Below are 14974 nucleotides of genomic sequence, written 5' to 3'. Positions count from 1 at the left end.
CGTGGGAGGAGTTTTGGCATGCCGCAGATCATTTTCTTCGCCGTCGTTGGCGTTGCCGCCTATTTCGGCTACCGCACCTTCATTAGGGAAGCCGAGCGCGTGACCGCCAAGGTGCGGCGCACAGAAAAGCAGACGGCCAACGGCGCGATCGGCACTTTGGTCAAGGATCCGAAGACCGGCGAATACCGGCTGGCCAAGGACTGAGCATCATCCCGCAGACGATTGTGGACACCGACATCGGGTCGCGTAGCTGGCACGCACACGCCAAAATCAATCTTGCGCTGCATGTCACCGGCAGGCGCCCTGACGGCTATCATCTGATCGAGAGCCTGGCGGTGTTCACACGGTTTGGCGACAGAGTCGAAATCGCGCTGGCTGACGGCGATGAGTTTACCGTATCCGGCCGTTACGCCCCGGCCGTGCCTCTCGACGCCAGCAATCTGGTGCTCAAGGCGCGCGATGCCCTGCGGCAGACAGCCGGGCACGAGAGAACACCGCCGGTCGCTATCCGGCTGGAAAAGAACCTGCCGGTTGCCTCCGGCGTCGGCGGCGGTTCGAGCGACGCGGCGACCGTGCTGCGCGGGCTGGTGGAGACATGGGCGCTGGACATCGATGGCAGCGAGTTGGCGCGGATCGGCCTTTCGCTTGGCGCCGATGTGCCGATGTGCCTGGCGGCAAAGCCGCTGGTGGCGCGCGGCATCGGGGATGAACTGTCGATGGTGCCGGATTTTTCGGCGCTTGGCCTGGTGTTGGTCAATCCAGGCACCCCGGTGTCGACGGCGGATGTCTTTGCAGCGCTTTCCCGGTGCGACAATGAGGCCTTGCCGCCGCTGCCGCGCAGCATCGATTTTCACAGCCTGCGCAACTGGCTGGAGATCACCCGCAACGATCTCGAGCCCGCGGCGCTGGAGGTGCAACCCGCAATCGGCAGGGCGCTTTCCTGGCTGAACAAGGCCGGATCGGGGTTCTCGCGGATGTCGGGATCCGGCGCGACATGTTTCGGCCTGTTCGAAACCGGCAATGTCGCCAAGCGCGCCGCCGCCGAAATCCGCGGCCGCCAGCCCGACTGGTTCGTTGCCGCGACGCGCAGCATCGCATCGGAGGGCGCAGATGGCCAGAATTGACGAGAGCCGCTCCTTCATTCCCGTGCGCATCGCGGTGCTGACCGTTTCAGATACGCGCAGCCTCGCCGACGACAAATCCGGCCAGACGCTGGCCGACCGCATCACCGAGGCCGGCCATCTGCTGGCGGCCCGCAATATCGTCACCGACGACCGCGAGAAAATCCGCGACACGGTTCTGGCGTGGTCACAGGACAAGAATATCGATGTCGTCATCACCACCGGCGGCACCGGCTTCACAGGCCGTGACGTGACGCCGGACGCGCTGGAGCCGATCTTCGAAAAGCGCATGGATGGCTTTTCGGAAGTGTTCCACCGGATTTCCTACGACAAGATCGGCACCTCGACGATCCAGAGCCGGGCGACCGGCGGCGTCGTTAACGCCACCTTCGTCTTCGTGCTGCCGGGTTCGCCAGGCGCCTGCAAGGACGCGTGGGACGGCATCCTGAAGGCGCAGCTCGACTACCGGCACATGCCATGCAACTTCGTCGAGATCATGCCGCGCCTGGACGAGCATTTGCGGCGCGGCAAATCGGCTCTGTAAAACCCGAGGCAAAGCGCCGGTTCCACGCCGCGTTTGCCCGGCAAAACAGGGCCGGCGCCTTCGAAACCCCATTCCAAACCGGACCACGGAAAAGTACCTTGCGTGAAGGCGATCATCGCCGTTCACGACAAGGCAGCTACGATGACCGTGCATACCGGTGGATGCCATTGCGGCAACATACGCCTTGGATTTTCAACCGAGCTCGACCCGCCGCAATCGAAGTTCGCGCCTGCCAGTGCTCGTTCTGTATCAGGCATGGTTCGCGCGCGGCTGCCGACGCGGCCGGCAAACTGATCATCTCGGTCAAGGACGAGGCGCGCCTGCAGAGATATCAGTTCGGGCTGAGGACGGCCGACTATCTGATCTGCCGGGAGTGCGGTGTCTACGTCGCCGCAATCACCGGAGATGACGATGCAAGGGCGATCGTCATCATCAACGCCCTGGACGACCGAGAGCGGTTCAACCAGGAGCCGGTCCGTGTCGACTTCGATACGGAAAACAGGGCGCAGCGCCAAGCCAGACGCCGCACACACTGGACACCTGTCGAGATAAGCTTCGGATAGGCAGCTCTCAGCGGATGACCGGCTCGCCATGAAACCGTCGGCGCGACGGCGGCGATACGCCGAAGCCGACTTCCATCATCAGTCGCGGCGTGCGTGCCGGCACGGTGCCCATATGAAAGCCAAAGGGGTCCTCGACGAAGCCTAGACCGGCCTCGCCGGTCAGCGTCACCGGGCTCTGCTCGCCATAGACATCCAGAACCTGTTGCGCGGGATGGCCGACCAGAAGGGTAAACTGATGCTTGAGGCTGCGGCGCTTGTGGCTGCCCCTGACATAGACATGCGGACCGGTGTCGGCGTCGACCGGCTTGAGGTAGAAGAAGAATTTCAGCATGCGCCAGTCGTCGAGGTCAAAATGATACTTGCCGAGCGAGGCGAGGTTCTTGTCGGCATCCGAAGCGGCACCTGTGGGAAAACTCCACCAGACCCGCGTCGTGATCAGTTTCGCCTGGCCGCCGAGATAGTGCGCGGCAATATCCAGAAGCAGCGGATCGCGCTGGATGGCAAGCGCCGCCGGGCAGTCGAGGATGCGCTCGAAAAAATGCCCGCTAAGCAGCGAGCGGCCAAGGCGTTTCTCGGCCTCGGCATGTTCCCCCGGCATGAATTCGAGACGGCGGTCGAAATTGCCGAAGCAAGGCGTGCGCCCGGCGAAGTCGGCGATCTCTTCATGGATATCAGGCGGCAGGACCAGGCCTGAGAACAGCCCGTCGGAGCGCAACGCATCGACGACCGCTCCCCGTTCGACACCGGCAAACATCGTATCCCCGGCATTGGCGACCGGGCGGGCGCGCTTTGCGCCGAGCCAATGCATGCGGCGTCCGGGCATGGTGCGCGCCAACACGAACATCGGCAGCCAGGCAGGGTTCTCACGCAGGTCGGTCAGATAGGTTGGAATACGCACGGCGATGCGCCGCAGCAGGCTGCCGTTGCGCGCAATGGCCTCGAGACTGACCGCGCCGGATGTGTCGGGGGTTGAAAGCTTCATTGGGTCCTCGGCTATGAGAGCACCACCGATGCCGCATCGGTGCTCGCCTCTCGGCATGACCCAAACCCAATTCCCGCTTGAACGGAAGCTAACCCCGCGTCAAATTTTGTGCAATGCACAATGACCTGAGCAACTGCAAAAAATCACGTCGAGGAGCGGCGCCCCTGCGTGGCCGGCGCCATCCAAATCTCAGCGTCGAGCCGCTTCGTCGCGAGGCCGCGGGCGATGGCCTCGGCACTGCCGGCACTCTTGGCCGCGGCCGCCGCCTGACGCTTGCTGATCAGCAATCCGTCGGCCAAGGCGCGGTTTCCCGAAAAGACCCGGGCCAGGAATGGCGCGCGACTGGCTCGCGTGCGCGAAAACCGTGCCGCCATGGTTTGCCTGGCCGTATGGGCGACAACTTCATCGATCCAGCCCTCCACCAGCCGTGCGCCAGGTTCCAGGAGCAGCAACCAATCCCCTTTGGCCTGGCGGATGCCGGCAGCGACACCGCCCGTCACGTACTGACAGCCGGCATGCTCGGCCACATGATGCGTCTGGTCGGTAGAGCCTGTGTCGCAGACGATGACTTCACGCACCACGCCTTCGACGGCGCCGCCAATCAGCGAGGCGAGCGTGCGGGCGAGGCCCTCCTCGTCATTGCGGGTTTCGATGAGAACACTGAGCATCCTTAGCCGAATAGCGGAAAGCGCCGGACAGCGCCAGTTTTGCATCACACCATAGAAAGTTCTTGCTTTGTTCTCTTCAACGAAATAGGAATAATTTCATGAGCAGAGCGATTCGACACAACATGGACAGTCCCTGGGAGCGGGCGAAAATGGAACAGATCGTGCGCGCCGACATTGCAGCTTTCGGAGCAGGAAGAGCCGAGATGGCCAACGCGATGGTCGAGCAGAGCGGCATGCGTGTCCGCCCGGACCGCAACCGCGGCAGGTCAGCGGGTATCAATCCGTCCGGCCGGTTCGAGCCGGTCAGCCGGCACGTGTTCGACGATGGCTGGAATTCGCTGGAGGAACTGCCGCCCTTCAAGACCGAAGTGCAGGTCGAGAAGCCGCGCACAATCATCACCCGCAACGAATCGCCCGACATTTCCTTCGACCGTTCCATCAACCCCTATCGCGGCTGCGAGCATGGCTGCGTCTATTGCTTTGCCCGCCCGACGCACGCGTTCATGGGCCTGTCGCCGGGTCTGGATTTCGAATCGAAGTTGTTCGCCAAGCCTGATGCGGCGCGCTTGCTTGACAAGGAGCTTTCGAAAGACAGCTACCAGCCGCGCACCATCGCCATCGGCACCAACACCGACCCCTACCAGCCCATCGAGAAGCAATACCGGATCATGCGCGAAATCCTCGAAGTGCTGGAAGCGCGCGGCCATCCAGTCGGCATCGTGACAAAGTCCGCTCTGGTGACGCGCGATATCGATATCCTGTCACGCATGGCCGAACGCGGGCTCGCCAAGGTGGCGCTGTCGGTGACGACGCTCGACCGTATGCTGGCGCGCACCATGGAGCCGCGCGCGTCGACACCGACCAAGCGGCTGGAAGCGATCCGGCAGCTTTCGGATGCCGGCATTCCGGCGTCGGTCATGGTGGCTCCAATCATTCCGGGCCTGACCGATCCGGAGATGGAACGCATCCTCGATTCCGCACGTGCGGCCGGCGCGCGCGAAGCGGGCTACGTGATCCTGCGCCTGCCGCTGGAGGTCAGCCCGATCTTCAAGGATTGGCTGCTGCGCCATTATCCCGACCGTTACCGCCATGTGATGTCGCTGGTCCGCTCGATGCGCGACGGCAAGGACTACGATTCGGAATGGGGTAAGCGCATGAAGGGCGCCGGTCCCTACGCCTGGCAGATCGGCCGGCGCTTCGAGATCACAGCCAAGCGGCTCGGCCTCAATGCCGAACGGCGCACGTTGCGAACCGACCAGTTCGTTGCCGCCGGGAAAGACCAGGTTCAGCTGACGCTGCTTTGAGAGACAATTCGTCGCGATGGTTTGATCCGTCGCGGCACCAGAATCCCGTCCGGCCTGCCCCGGCCTGCAGACGGTGCCCCTCCCGGTCCGGCGCCCCACCCGACCCGGAGGGACTTGCGGAGAATCAGAGCCGATGCGAACCTCGCCGCAACATGGCTCGCGCGCGTTCTGATTCTCCGCCTCTCTTTGAGATCATCGAGAAGCCTGACTTCTCCTTCGAGACGAAGGCGATGGCGGAGGGCCTGTGGCCGGTCGCCGGGATGGACGAGGCCGGCCGTGGCCCCCTGGCCGGGCCGGTGGTCGCTGCGGCGGTGGTGCTCGATCCCGCCAACATTCCGGACGGCCTCGACGATTCCAAACGCCTCAGCCATTTGCAGCGTGAGGCCTTGTTCCTGCGAATTCTTGGCTCCGCGCAGGCGGTCTCGATGGCCTCAATCAGTGCCGAGGGCATCGACGGCAGCAACATCCTCAAGGCAAGCCTGGAAGCCATGCGGCGCGCCCTGGTCGGACTGTCGGTCCGACCGAAACTAGCCCTCGCTGATGGACGCGACGTGCCGCCGGGGCTGCCTTGTGAAGGGCGCGCGCTGATCAAGGGCGACCAGCGTTCGCAATCGATCGCTGCCGCCTCGATCGTCGCCAAGGTGATGCGTGACCGCATGATGTGCGGCTGCGGCAACCATCACGACCGCTACGGGTTCGAAGTCCACATGGGCTACGCCACGCTTCGCCATCGCACCGCGATCGAAGCGCATGGCCCGGTGGCGCGGCTGCATCGCGTGTCGTTTTCGCCGTTCAGGCTGGGTGGCGCTGAAGTGGTCGAAGAAGAGAGCTTTGCTGGGCTGGATTGAGCAACGGCAGCGGCGACAAGCCAATCTCCCCCCCTCGTGGGGGGAGATTGGCAGCTTCAGCGCCACAACAAAAAAGCCGCCAGGTTGCCCGGGCGGCTTTGACTGTATGGGGCCTGCGAAGGCCTAATTCAGCTTCGACTTCACGTCCGCGAGCGATGCCTTGAACAGATCGGCACCGGCCTTGGCGTCGATCTTGCCGGCAAGCAGCGCGCGCGCTGCCTCTACGGCGATGTCGACGGCGCTGGCGCGGACTTCGCTGATGGCATCACGCTCGGCTTGGCCGATCTTCTGCTCGGCAAGCGCGGTGCGCCTGACAACATAGTCCTCGGTCTTCTTGTGCGCTTCGGCGGCAAGCAAGTCGGCTTCGCGCTTGGCGGCGGCGACGATGTCAGCGGCCTCCTGCTCGGCTTCCTTGCGCTTGCGCTGATACTGGCCAAGCAGTTGCTGGGCTTCCTCGCGCAACCGGCGCGCTTCGTCGAGTTCGTTGCTGATCCTTTCGGCGCGGGCGTCGAGCGCCTTGGCGATCAGGCGAGGCACCTTGATGTAGACGGCAATGCCCAGGAAAATGACCAGGGCAACCGTGGCCCAGAGCGTCGCGAGAGATGTGTAATCCATGATGCGCTCCTCACCGGGCCACGGATTTGACCGCGGCCGCGATCTCGGCCTTGCTGGCCTTGCCGCCAACCAGGGCTTCGACGATCGCCGAAGCGGTATCCTCGGCGATGCTGCCGACTTCCTTCATGGCATTGGCCTTGATGGAAGAAATGCGGGCTTCGGCTTCGCCAAGCTTGGCGTCGAGCGCGGCCTCGACCTTCTTGCGCGCGGTGTCGGCCTCGGCCTTGGCCGCGTCGTTGGCCTGCTGGCCGATCGCGTTGGCCTTGGTCTTGGCTTCCGCCAGTTCCTGCTCGTAGGCAGCAACGGCGGCGTCGGCCTCGCCCTTCAACTTGGCCGCCTGATCAAGGTCCTGCGTGATGCGATCGTTGCGGACATCGATGATGCCGCCGACGCGCGGCATCACCACCCGCTTCAGGAAGAGATAGAACAGCCCGAAGGTGATCGCCAGCCACAGAAGCTGCGACGGGAACGTCGCCGGATCGAATGGCGGAAACGTGCCATGCGCTTCAGCAGGCACGCTGGTGCCGGAATGCGTTTCGCCTTCCGTCGCAGCGTGGCTGGTATCGGCTGATGGCGCGGACTCTTGCGCAAAGGCAGATGTCACGAACATGGACTATCCCCGAAATTCAGGCCCGCCGCTCGCGCGGCCGGCCTGTCCAATCTTCCCGAGTGCTCAGCCGAACAGGGCCAGAAGCGCGATGAGAAGCGAGAAGATGCCCAGAGCTTCGGTCACGGCGAAGCCGAAGATCAGGCGGCCGAACTGGCCATCGGCAGCCGACGGGTTGCGCAGAGCGCCCGCCAGGTAGCTGCCGAAGATGTTGCCGAGGCCAATGCCCGCGCCACCCATGCCCAGGCAAGCGATGCCGGCGCCGATGTACTTTGCTGCTTCTGCGTCCATTTGTTCAACTCCTTTGGATCTAAAATTCCGTTGCGATTCCATCCGGCGCCAATGTTGGAAATTCCTGGGCCGGAAACTTTTGGACCTAATGCCCGGGGTGCAGGGCGTCGTTGAGATACATGCAGGTCAACACGGCAAAGACGTAGGCCTGCAGGAAGGCGACCAGCAGTTCCAGTGCCGTCAGCGCCACCGCCATCGCCAGAGGCAGGATAGAGCCGGCAACGCCGACCGCGCCGAGCGCGCTCAGGCTGACCACGAAGCCGGAGAACACCTTCAGCGTGATGTGGCCGGCGAGCATGTTGGCGAACAGACGAACCGAGAGGCTGACCGGGCGCGACACGAAGGAGATCACTTCGATCAGCACCACCAGTGGCAGCAGGAAGACCGGCACGCCATGCGGCACGAACAGTTTCAGGAAGCCAAAACCATGCTTCATGAAGCCGTAGACGACCACGGTTGCGATCACCAGCACGGCAAGGCCGAAGGTGACGATGATGTGGCTGGTGACGGTGAAGAAATACGGGAACAGGCCAAGCAGATTGGCGACGAGCACGAACATGAACAGCGAGAACACGAGAGGGAAGAACTTCATGCCTTGCGTGCCGGCGGCATCGCGCAACATGTTGCCGACGAACTCGTAGGCCATCTCGGAGACCGACTGAAGCCGCCCGGGAACCAGGCTGCGGCTCGACGTCGTGAGAAACAGGAATCCAGCCGCGACGATCACGGTTGCGACCATGAACAGCGCCGAATTGGTGAAAGACAGGTCATAGCCGCCGATGTCGATCGGAATCAGCTTGTTGATATGGAACTGGTGGATCGGATCGACCTTGTCAGCTGCCACGTTCAAACCCCGTCAATGCCGCGTACGGCCTCGTTACCATTACCGCACATGAAGCGCGGTCATTTCTTGTCGTCTTGGTCACGGCGCGATTTATCGCCCTGTCCAAATTCTGCCACAACGCCGGCGGAACGCATCACATTGAGCACTCCGGCGCCAAAACCAAGCAGCAGAAACACGATCAGACCCCATGGCGATGTCCCCGCCAGACGGTCGATGATCCAGCCGATGCCGGCACCCACCACCACCCCGGCGATAAACTCGCTGGAGAGTTTGAGCGCCTGACCATAACCGGCCACACTGCCCGCTTTCGCGTCGTCTTTCCCCTCGAGCCGGCCCGGCCGCCTTGTCGCAAGCGAAGCTTCAAGGTCACGGCGGCGGCGCTCAAGATCGTCGTCGCGGATATCGGGTTCATGCTGAATGCCGCGGCCGGTTTTTCCGGTTCCGTCTGGCCCATTCTTGTCGGCCATCGCAACCCCCCTGCCCGGTCAGACCGTCACCGTCCGTCCGCTTCTAAAGTCGCCGGCAACATAGTTAGAGGGTTTGCGCCCGTCAAGCCACGGGCGGAAGTTCATTGCCATGTATTTTAGGCAATAAAATCAATCAATTAGAAAGGTGCGACATCGTGCCCGCCATGATGACGAGGATGCATGGCGCGAATCCCCTGCGCAATGGCTCTTCGATAGGCTGCGCGCCACATCAAAGATCAGCGGCTGCTCTGCACTCAGCTCCAGCCGCCGCCATAGGTCCGATAGAAGATATGCAGGCCGATCTTGGTCATCTTCTGCATTGTGCGCGCCCAGCCGGGATGGACATATTGGGCATAGTAGTGGGTCGACGATCCGACCTCCGGGATGAAGATCTTGCCGGCAGTGACGGCCATGGCGATCTCCTGGGCGGTCTTGTAGGCGGCTGGGCTATCGATGCGCTTCTTCCTGCCGTCGCAGGCGAAGGAGAACTGGCAGCGGTTGAACCAGCTGTCGTTCTGGTAGACGACGCCGCAGATCGAATTCGGATAGGTCGGATTGCGGACGCGGTTGAGGATGACCTGGGCGACAGCGGCCTGGCCGCGCACGGATTCGCTCCTCGCCTCGAAATAGATGCCGTTGGCAAGGCATGCCTGCTCCTTTTGGGAGAAGACACTGGCGGGCAGCGGGTTCTGGATCCACGAATGATCGCCCTTGGCCATCGGCGGAATGAAGCGGCCCTCATTGGGCTGCTCGTCCTGAAGGAGGGCTTCGAAGGGCGATGCCTTGGCATAATCAGGCTCGGACTGCGCGTAGGCGGTGGCCAGCACGTCCGGATGGTCGTTGTTGACCAGCGCTGCCAGCATGGCCGGCACGCCGGGATCCGGCTTCTTGTCCTCGCGCGCATGGAATGCCGCGGCGATCTGGATTTCCTTGCCTTTGATCTGCGGCTTGGCGAAAGCCATTTTCAGGCCGCTGTCCATGCTGGGCCGCAGCAAGGAGGAGGTGCGCTCGAAGATCGAGCCGGCGTTGAAGTTCTTCGGCGGTGCGACGGGAGACATCTGGACGATGCGCCCTTTCTTCTCGGCGCGCACGACGCGGTCCTCATCGGGCGTGCCGCTGACTTTGCCGCCCTTGCCGCGAAACGACACGTTGCCGACACCGGCCAGGTGGACACCCGATCCGGAGATGGAGCCGGTGACATCAGAATCGGCAAAGGGCATCTCGGCCGCATGGGTCGAGCCGGCGACGGATTTCTCGACATAGGAATTCCAGCGCGTGCTCGATGCTTCGAGGCCGGAAACCAGGCTCGTCATGTCCTGATAGGCGGCGACCGTCGGAAAGCCGATCCAGATGCCGAAACCGATGACGAGCGGAGCCAGAAAGCCACGTTTTCTCTCACCGGCGGCGGCAACCAGCCGCTTCAACACACGTCGATGCACGGAACACTCTCCAGGAACGCGACTGACCCCACTGGAGAGCAAAATGATGCATTAACCTTGATGGGACGTTAACGGCTTCGATCGGGTTTTCCCGGCCGACCCGAGGTCGTGGTTGCGAAGTCAGGCGATTTTGCGGCCGACTATTCAGGCCGGACGCAGGAAGATCGGCCGGGCGATCAGCGCGCAGATGGCGGCCGCCAGCCAGACGCCGGACCAGGACCAGAGGTGCAAGAGCCCCGGAATGGCCACCGGTACCAGAAAGAAGCCGACAAAAACAAAGGTGTTGGCAAGACTGAGCGCGGTCCCGACATGGCTGGCGCCGGCAAGGGTGGCAAGCTCGGTGTATGCGACGCCGTGCCAGGCGGAGACGGAGATGCCTGCGACAATAAGCACGACTGGAAGGACCGCCAAGCAGATGAGCTGGCCGCCCGGAACGGTTGGGCCGAACAGGACCAGCAGCCAAAGCATGGCGAAGGCAAGGGCGCTGAACGCGCTGCACAAGCGAAGAAATTGGCGGCGGTTGCCGTGACGGTCGGTGAAGCGGCCGCTCCAGATGCGCATGACCATGGCGCCGATCTGAACGGCGGCGAGGCTCGCGCTGATCGCCGCCGTTCCCAATCCAACGAAATCGTGCAGGAACACGGAGGCGAAGGTGAGCACGGCCACCTGCGGAAAGCAGAGCAGGCCGATGGCGGTCGCGATACGCCAAACATCGCGATTGCGCAGCGGCGCCGGTCCAGCCACAGAAGCCGCAGCGAGATGATCCTTGCCCGCCGTCGGCGGCTCGTGCAGCCAGCGCCAGGCGAACAGGGCAGACAGAGCGGATGCACCCGCCAGGACCCCGAACACCGCGCCAAAGCCGAAAGCCAGAGCAAGCGAGGGCAGTATGAGGGCGCCAAGGCCGCCGCCGAGCGGCACCGCCGTCTGCCTGATGCTCATTGCAAAGCCGCGCTGGTTTTCCCGGAACCAGCCCATGATGGCGCGGCCGCTCGAACCGTTGACGCTGCCGCCGAGCAGTCCGGTGATGAGCAGGCTCGCGGCGAGCAGCGTGACGCCGGGAGTACCGGCCTTTGTCGGCACAACCAGCATCGCCATGACCAGGAGCCACACCGCCGTCGCGCCGAGCCCGATCAGGAGCACGCGGCGATCGCCCCAGCGATCGGTGAGCAGGCCCCAGGGCAGTTCGCTGAGCGCGACCCCCAGCCCGAGAAGGCCGAGCGCCAGGCCGAGCTCGGCATTGCCCAGGTGATAGCCCTGGCGAAGAACGACCGCCGTCGCCGGGATGCCGGAGAACGTAGCCGAGAAGGCGGCATTGGCGGCGACGCCGATGCCCAGAACCTTCCAGCGATGGCCGGGCTTGAATACCCTTTCGGCGGAACCGGCTGCCGTATCTTCCAGGAGTTCTGACGGCTGCCGGTCGGTGCAATTGACAATGGCGGACATGATTTCATTTCCCGTTCTGGCCAGTGGTCCGGCCTTGACGATCTGTCCCTACCGCCATAATTTCATCCTGAAAATTAGGAAGTTTTGAACATACAATCCTGAAAATCGGGACTCACATGCGACGCGTAACTTTCGACCTCGACGTCCTGCGCAGTTTCGTCACCGGCATGGAACTGGGCAGCTTTGCCAAGGCCGCTGGCCGGCTTGGCCGGTCGACGTCGGCGGTCAGCGCGCAATTGAAGAAACTGGAAGAACAGGCGGCGACGCCGATCTTCCGCAAATCAGGACGCGGCCTCGCCCTGACCGAGGCCGGCGAGACCTTGCTCGGCTATGCGCGCCGGCTGATCGAATTGAATGATGAGGCGGCATCCGCCATCCACGATGTCGAGTTGGAAGGCTGGGTACGGCTCGGCTTGCAGGAGGATTTCGGCGAGGCGGTGCTGCCGGACGTGCTCGGCCGATTTGCCCGGGCGCACCCCAAGGTGAAGATCGAAGCCAGGATCGCACGCAGCCACGACCTTGCCGAAAGGGTCATGTCAGGCAGTCTCGACATCGCGCTCGCCTGGCACTGCGGCGAAACGCTGCCCTACAGCCAGCATGTCGCCGATGTGCCGATGCGCTGGATCGGGCCGGCAAAGCGCATCGAGACCAGCCTGCGCGACGGTGAGCCGCTGCCGCTGGTGGCGCTCGAAGCGCCATGCCTTCTGCGCACAGTGGCAACCGAAACGCTCGACCGCGCCGGGCTGTCGTGGCGGATGGCCTTTTCCAGCCCGAGCCTTGGCGGCATCTGGGCAGCCGTGGCGGCGGGGCTGGGGCTGACGATCCGCACCGACATCGGCCTGCCGGCCAGCGTGAGTGCGATGACGCCGGAGATCGCCGGGCTGCCGGCATTGCCCAAAATGGCGTTGGTGCTGCACCAGAAGGATGCGGAACTGGATCCGGTGGCAGCGCGGCTGGCCGACATATTGTTGCAGGCGGCGTTGCAGGCGCTGCCACGGGACGAGCGGTTGAAGGAGGTCGCTTAGACAGCCGGAACAGGTATCCAGCGCCCGACCGCTTATTTGCGCTTGTTCGACCTGCCGGCGAATGGATTGTCCGACGTGCGCAGCGCGATGCGGATCGGCACGCCGGGCATGTCGAAGGCTTCGCGCAGGCTGTTGGAGAGATAGCGGACATAGGATTGCGGCATCGCATCGGGCCGCGAGCACTGGACAACGAAACCCGGCGGCCGGGTCTTGGCCTGGGTGACGTATTTGACCTTCAGCCGGCGCCCGGCCACGGCAGGCGGCGGATGGTGTGCCAGGATGCCTTCCAGCCAGCGGTTGAGCTTGCCGGTCGAGACGCGGCTGTTCCACACCTTGTGCGTCCTGATGACTGCATCCATCAGCTTGTCGAGGCCGCGCCCGGTCTCGCCGGAGACAGGTACGGCCTGGAGGCCGCGCGCCTGGGGAAGAAGCCGTTCGGTCTTCTCACGCAGTTCGGCCAGAAGCTCCTGGGGATGGTCGATCAGGTCCCATTTGTTGAAGGCGATCACCGGCGCCCGGCCTTCCCTAATAATCAGGTCGGCGATCTGCAGATCCTGCTTCTCGAACGGAATGGTGGCGTCGAGCACGATGATGACGATCTCGGCAAACCGGATGGCGCGCAGGCCGTCCTGCACCGACATCACTTCCAGCTTTTCGTGGATCCTGGCCTTGCGGCGCATGCCGGCCGTGTCGAACAGTTTCAGGCGGCGACCATGCCAATCCCAATCGACCGAGATCGAATCGCGGGTAATGCCGGCTTCCGGTCCGGTGAGCAGCCGCTCTTCGCCGATCAGCGCGTTGATCAGCGTCGACTTGCCGGCATTGGGACGGCCGACAACGGCGATGCGCATCGGCTTGGTGTCGTCATAGGCGTGCTCGGCATCCGGATCGGCGATATCCTCGCCGATCAGCACCTCGCCGGCAGCGACGTCTTCGTCTTCGCCATCTTCTTCTTCGCCGAAGGCGCGCGCTTCGCCGAGCGCGCCGATCACGGCGTCACGCAAATCGGGCATGCCCTGGCCATGCTCGGCCGAAACCGGGATCGGCTCGCCAAGTCCGAGTTCCCAGGCTTCCAGCATGCCGCCCTGGGCGCCCTTCGCCTCGGCCTTGTTGGCGACCAGCACGACCGGCTTGCCGGACTTGCGCACGATCTCGGCGAAGGTCCTGTCGTCAGGCAACAGGCCGGACTTGGCGTCGATGGTGAAGAAGATCAGGTCGGCTTCGCGGATGGCGATCTCGGTCTGCGCACGCATGCGGCCGGGCAAGGTCGAGGCGCCAGCGTCCTCGAAGCCGGCGGTGTCGATGACATCGAAATGCAGGTCGTAGAGCTTGGCGGCATGGACGCGACGGTCGCGGGTGACGCCCGGCGTGTCGTCGACGAGCGCCAGCTTCCTTCCCACCAGCCGATTGAAAAGAGTCGATTTGCCGACGTTAGGTCTGCCGATGATGGCGACTTTGAAGGTCACGACGCACTGCCCGACCCGCGGATCAGCTCGGACATCAATGTTGCGCGCTCGCGGGTGTTGCGCGGGGCGCCGTCATCGGCGGCGATCTGGTCGAACAGTTTCAGCGCATCCTGCGTCTTGCCTTCCTTCCAGGCGGAAAGGCCGAGTGCCTCGCGCGCCGTATGGCGCAGCGTGTTGGTGTCGGATGTGAGCGCTTCGACACGGCTGGAAACGTCGGCGAAGGAGCCGTGGTCGACGAGCAGCAGCGCTGCCCGCAGGCGCGCCATGTCGCGAATGCCCTGGGGAATGGCCGTGTCGGCGGCGACTTCGTCGAAATCCTTGACGGCGGCGGGGACGTCGCCCTTGTTCGCCTTGACGGTCGCGCCGCGCATGCGGGCGAGCAATGGATAGGCGCCGTAGCCATCCTTCTCCAACTGATCGAGCGCGGTCAGCGCCTCATCGTTCTTGCCGTCATTGGCGAGCTTCAGCGCCTGCGAGAACGCATCGCCCGAGCGGTTGGCGCGCGTCTCGTCCCAATAGCGATAGCCGACGAAGGCGGCGGTGCCGAGCACCACGAGGATCGCAACGACAATCAGAGCGGGGCCAAAACGGTCCCACAGCGCCTGCGCCTGTTCGCGACGGATCTCGTCGTTGACTTCACGGATAAAACTGTCGTCGGACATCAAATCAAACCATTCCTGCCCGGTCGGGCTTTGTCAGCCCGCGTTTTAGCGAAATTTTGCCGGCATGGAAGGGGTGCAACCGGAA

18 protein-coding genes are annotated in these 14974 nt (G+C 63.6%); 7 read left to right on the top strand and 11 right to left on the bottom strand.

Translation table 11 applies throughout. From position 1 onward, the window contains the following. The first annotated feature begins 18 nt into the window (after positions 1 to 18). The 4 genes from NKH52_RS12920 (at position 19) to NKH52_RS12905 (ending at position 2228) form a co-directional block, all read left to right on the top strand. Complete coding sequence (locus NKH52_RS12920; protein WP_023808667.1) at positions 19 to 204, top strand: membrane protein; 186 nt, start codon at positions 19 to 21, stop codon at positions 202 to 204. Between the two features lie 20 nt (positions 205 to 224). Continuing rightward, entirely contained in the window at positions 225 to 1124 is a 900-nt protein-coding gene (locus NKH52_RS12915; RefSeq protein ID WP_352734617.1) for a 4-(cytidine 5'-diphospho)-2-C-methyl-D-erythritol kinase, read from the top strand. Next, positions 1111 to 1665, top strand: a complete 555-nt coding sequence (moaB, locus tag NKH52_RS12910) for a molybdenum cofactor biosynthesis protein B (protein WP_023808669.1) — start codon at positions 1111 to 1113, stop codon at positions 1663 to 1665. The genes NKH52_RS12915 and moaB overlap by 14 nt, the downstream gene beginning before the upstream one ends. Before the next feature lie 161 nt (positions 1666 to 1826). After that, a complete protein-coding gene (locus NKH52_RS12905) occupies positions 1827 to 2228 on the top strand; it encodes a GFA family protein (protein WP_352734620.1) in 402 nt (133 codons plus the stop codon). A 7-nt stretch (positions 2229 to 2235) separates the two neighbouring features. On the opposite strand, the gene NKH52_RS12900 is transcribed toward NKH52_RS12905, so the two are convergent. Together NKH52_RS12900 and NKH52_RS12895 are read right to left on the bottom strand one after the other, a co-directional pair. Then, on the bottom strand, positions 2236 to 3210 hold the full coding sequence (locus NKH52_RS12900) for a hypothetical protein (RefSeq protein WP_352734622.1): 975 nt from the start codon (positions 3208 to 3210) through the stop codon (positions 2236 to 2238). Between the two features lie 143 nt (positions 3211 to 3353). Beyond that, complete coding sequence (locus NKH52_RS12895; RefSeq protein ID WP_352734624.1) at positions 3354 to 3878, bottom strand: glycosyltransferase; 525 nt, start codon at positions 3876 to 3878, stop codon at positions 3354 to 3356. 149 nt (positions 3879 to 4027) lie between these two features. Here NKH52_RS12895 and NKH52_RS12890 point away from each other — a divergent pair, with 149 nt between their 5' ends. Together NKH52_RS12890 and rnhB are read left to right on the top strand one after the other, a co-directional pair. Next, complete coding sequence (locus NKH52_RS12890) at positions 4028 to 5182, top strand: PA0069 family radical SAM protein (protein WP_023808673.1); 1155 nt, start codon at positions 4028 to 4030, stop codon at positions 5180 to 5182. Positions 5183 to 5334: 152 nt separating this feature from the next. Beyond that, a complete protein-coding gene (gene rnhB / locus NKH52_RS12885; protein WP_023808674.1) occupies positions 5335 to 6030 on the top strand; it encodes a ribonuclease HII in 696 nt (231 codons plus the stop codon). 123 nt (positions 6031 to 6153) lie between these two features. Here the strand turns inward: rnhB and NKH52_RS12880 are convergent, their stop codons facing one another. From NKH52_RS12880 to NKH52_RS12850, 7 genes are all read right to left on the bottom strand, one after another. Further along, complete coding sequence (locus NKH52_RS12880; RefSeq protein ID WP_352734626.1) at positions 6154 to 6645, bottom strand: F0F1 ATP synthase subunit B; 492 nt, start codon at positions 6643 to 6645, stop codon at positions 6154 to 6156. A 10-nt stretch (positions 6646 to 6655) separates the two neighbouring features. After that, entirely contained in the window at positions 6656 to 7255 is a 600-nt protein-coding gene (locus NKH52_RS12875; RefSeq protein WP_127290956.1) for a F0F1 ATP synthase subunit B, read from the bottom strand. Positions 7256 to 7318: 63 nt separating this feature from the next. Further along, complete coding sequence (locus NKH52_RS12870; protein WP_006206606.1) at positions 7319 to 7543, bottom strand: F0F1 ATP synthase subunit C; 225 nt, start codon at positions 7541 to 7543, stop codon at positions 7319 to 7321. 85 nt (positions 7544 to 7628) lie between these two features. Then, a complete protein-coding gene (locus NKH52_RS12865) occupies positions 7629 to 8387 on the bottom strand; it encodes a F0F1 ATP synthase subunit A (protein ID WP_023808677.1) in 759 nt (252 codons plus the stop codon). Between the two features lie 59 nt (positions 8388 to 8446). Further along, positions 8447 to 8854: an AtpZ/AtpI family protein gene (locus NKH52_RS12860; protein WP_352734628.1), complete on the bottom strand. Its 408-nt coding sequence runs from the start codon at positions 8852 to 8854 to the stop codon at positions 8447 to 8449. A gap of 254 nt (positions 8855 to 9108) precedes the next feature. Continuing rightward, entirely contained in the window at positions 9109 to 10293 is a 1185-nt protein-coding gene (locus tag NKH52_RS12855) for a cell wall hydrolase (RefSeq protein WP_023808679.1), read from the bottom strand. A gap of 144 nt (positions 10294 to 10437) precedes the next feature. After that, positions 10438 to 11736 (bottom strand): MFS transporter, encoded by a 1299-nt coding sequence (locus NKH52_RS12850; RefSeq protein ID WP_352734630.1) that lies wholly within the window; start codon positions 11734 to 11736, stop codon positions 10438 to 10440. Positions 11737 to 11852: 116 nt separating this feature from the next. Here NKH52_RS12850 and NKH52_RS12845 point away from each other — a divergent pair, with 116 nt between their 5' ends. After that, positions 11853 to 12761 carry a LysR substrate-binding domain-containing protein gene (locus NKH52_RS12845; protein ID WP_352734632.1) on the top strand — a complete coding sequence of 303 codons (909 nt, stop codon included), beginning with the start codon at positions 11853 to 11855 and terminating at the stop codon, positions 12759 to 12761. Between the two features lie 32 nt (positions 12762 to 12793). Here NKH52_RS12845 and der read toward each other — a convergent pair whose 3' ends face one another. Together der and NKH52_RS12835 are read right to left on the bottom strand one after the other, a co-directional pair. Beyond that, complete coding sequence (der, locus tag NKH52_RS12840) at positions 12794 to 14227, bottom strand: ribosome biogenesis GTPase Der (RefSeq protein WP_023808682.1); 1434 nt, start codon at positions 14225 to 14227, stop codon at positions 12794 to 12796. Then, on the bottom strand, positions 14224 to 14889 hold the full coding sequence (locus tag NKH52_RS12835; RefSeq protein ID WP_023808683.1) for a tetratricopeptide repeat protein: 666 nt from the start codon (positions 14887 to 14889) through the stop codon (positions 14224 to 14226). The genes der and NKH52_RS12835 overlap by 4 nt, the downstream gene beginning before the upstream one ends. Positions 14890 to 14974: the final 85 nt, after the last annotated feature.

Origin of the sequence: Mesorhizobium sp. M1066 (genome assembly GCF_040318635.1) — a bacterium.
In the GTDB taxonomy this organism is placed as follows: domain Bacteria; phylum Pseudomonadota; class Alphaproteobacteria; order Rhizobiales; family Rhizobiaceae; genus Mesorhizobium.
The sequence above is the reverse complement of the archived record's forward strand: the minus strand, read 5'-3'. Positions and strand labels throughout refer to the sequence as shown.

What these genes read in the sequence shown, in the direction of transcription:
- NKH52_RS12920 (WP_023808667.1), top strand. Translation starts at nt 19, where the DNA reads ATGCCGCAGATCATTTTCTTCGCCGTCGTTGGCGTTGCCGCCTATTTC.
- moaB (WP_023808669.1), top strand. Translation starts at nt 1,111, where the DNA reads ATGGCCAGAATTGACGAGAGCCGCTCCTTCATTCCCGTGCGCATCGCG.
- NKH52_RS12905 (WP_352734620.1), top strand. Translation starts at nt 1,827, where the DNA reads ATGCCATTGCGGCAACATACGCCTTGGATTTTCAACCGAGCTCGACCC.
- NKH52_RS12900 (WP_352734622.1), bottom strand. Translation starts at nt 3,210, where the DNA reads ATGAAGCTTTCAACCCCCGACACATCCGGCGCGGTCAGTCTCGAGGCC.
- NKH52_RS12895 (WP_352734624.1), bottom strand. Translation starts at nt 3,878, where the DNA reads ATGCTCAGTGTTCTCATCGAAACCCGCAATGACGAGGAGGGCCTCGCC.
- NKH52_RS12890 (WP_023808673.1), top strand. Translation starts at nt 4,028, where the DNA reads ATGGAACAGATCGTGCGCGCCGACATTGCAGCTTTCGGAGCAGGAAGA.
- rnhB (WP_023808674.1), top strand. Translation starts at nt 5,335, where the DNA reads ATGGCTCGCGCGCGTTCTGATTCTCCGCCTCTCTTTGAGATCATCGAG.
- NKH52_RS12880 (WP_352734626.1), bottom strand. Translation starts at nt 6,645, where the DNA reads ATGGATTACACATCTCTCGCGACGCTCTGGGCCACGGTTGCCCTGGTC.
- NKH52_RS12875 (WP_127290956.1), bottom strand. Translation starts at nt 7,255, where the DNA reads ATGTTCGTGACATCTGCCTTTGCGCAAGAGTCCGCGCCATCAGCCGAT.
- NKH52_RS12870 (WP_006206606.1), bottom strand. Translation starts at nt 7,543, where the DNA reads ATGGACGCAGAAGCAGCAAAGTACATCGGCGCCGGCATCGCTTGCCTG.
- NKH52_RS12860 (WP_352734628.1), bottom strand. Translation starts at nt 8,854, where the DNA reads ATGGCCGACAAGAATGGGCCAGACGGAACCGGAAAAACCGGCCGCGGC.
- NKH52_RS12850 (WP_352734630.1), bottom strand. Translation starts at nt 11,736, where the DNA reads ATGTCCGCCATTGTCAATTGCACCGACCGGCAGCCGTCAGAACTCCTG.
- NKH52_RS12845 (WP_352734632.1), top strand. Translation starts at nt 11,853, where the DNA reads ATGCGACGCGTAACTTTCGACCTCGACGTCCTGCGCAGTTTCGTCACC.
- NKH52_RS12835 (WP_023808683.1), bottom strand. Translation starts at nt 14,889, where the DNA reads ATGTCCGACGACAGTTTTATCCGTGAAGTCAACGACGAGATCCGTCGC.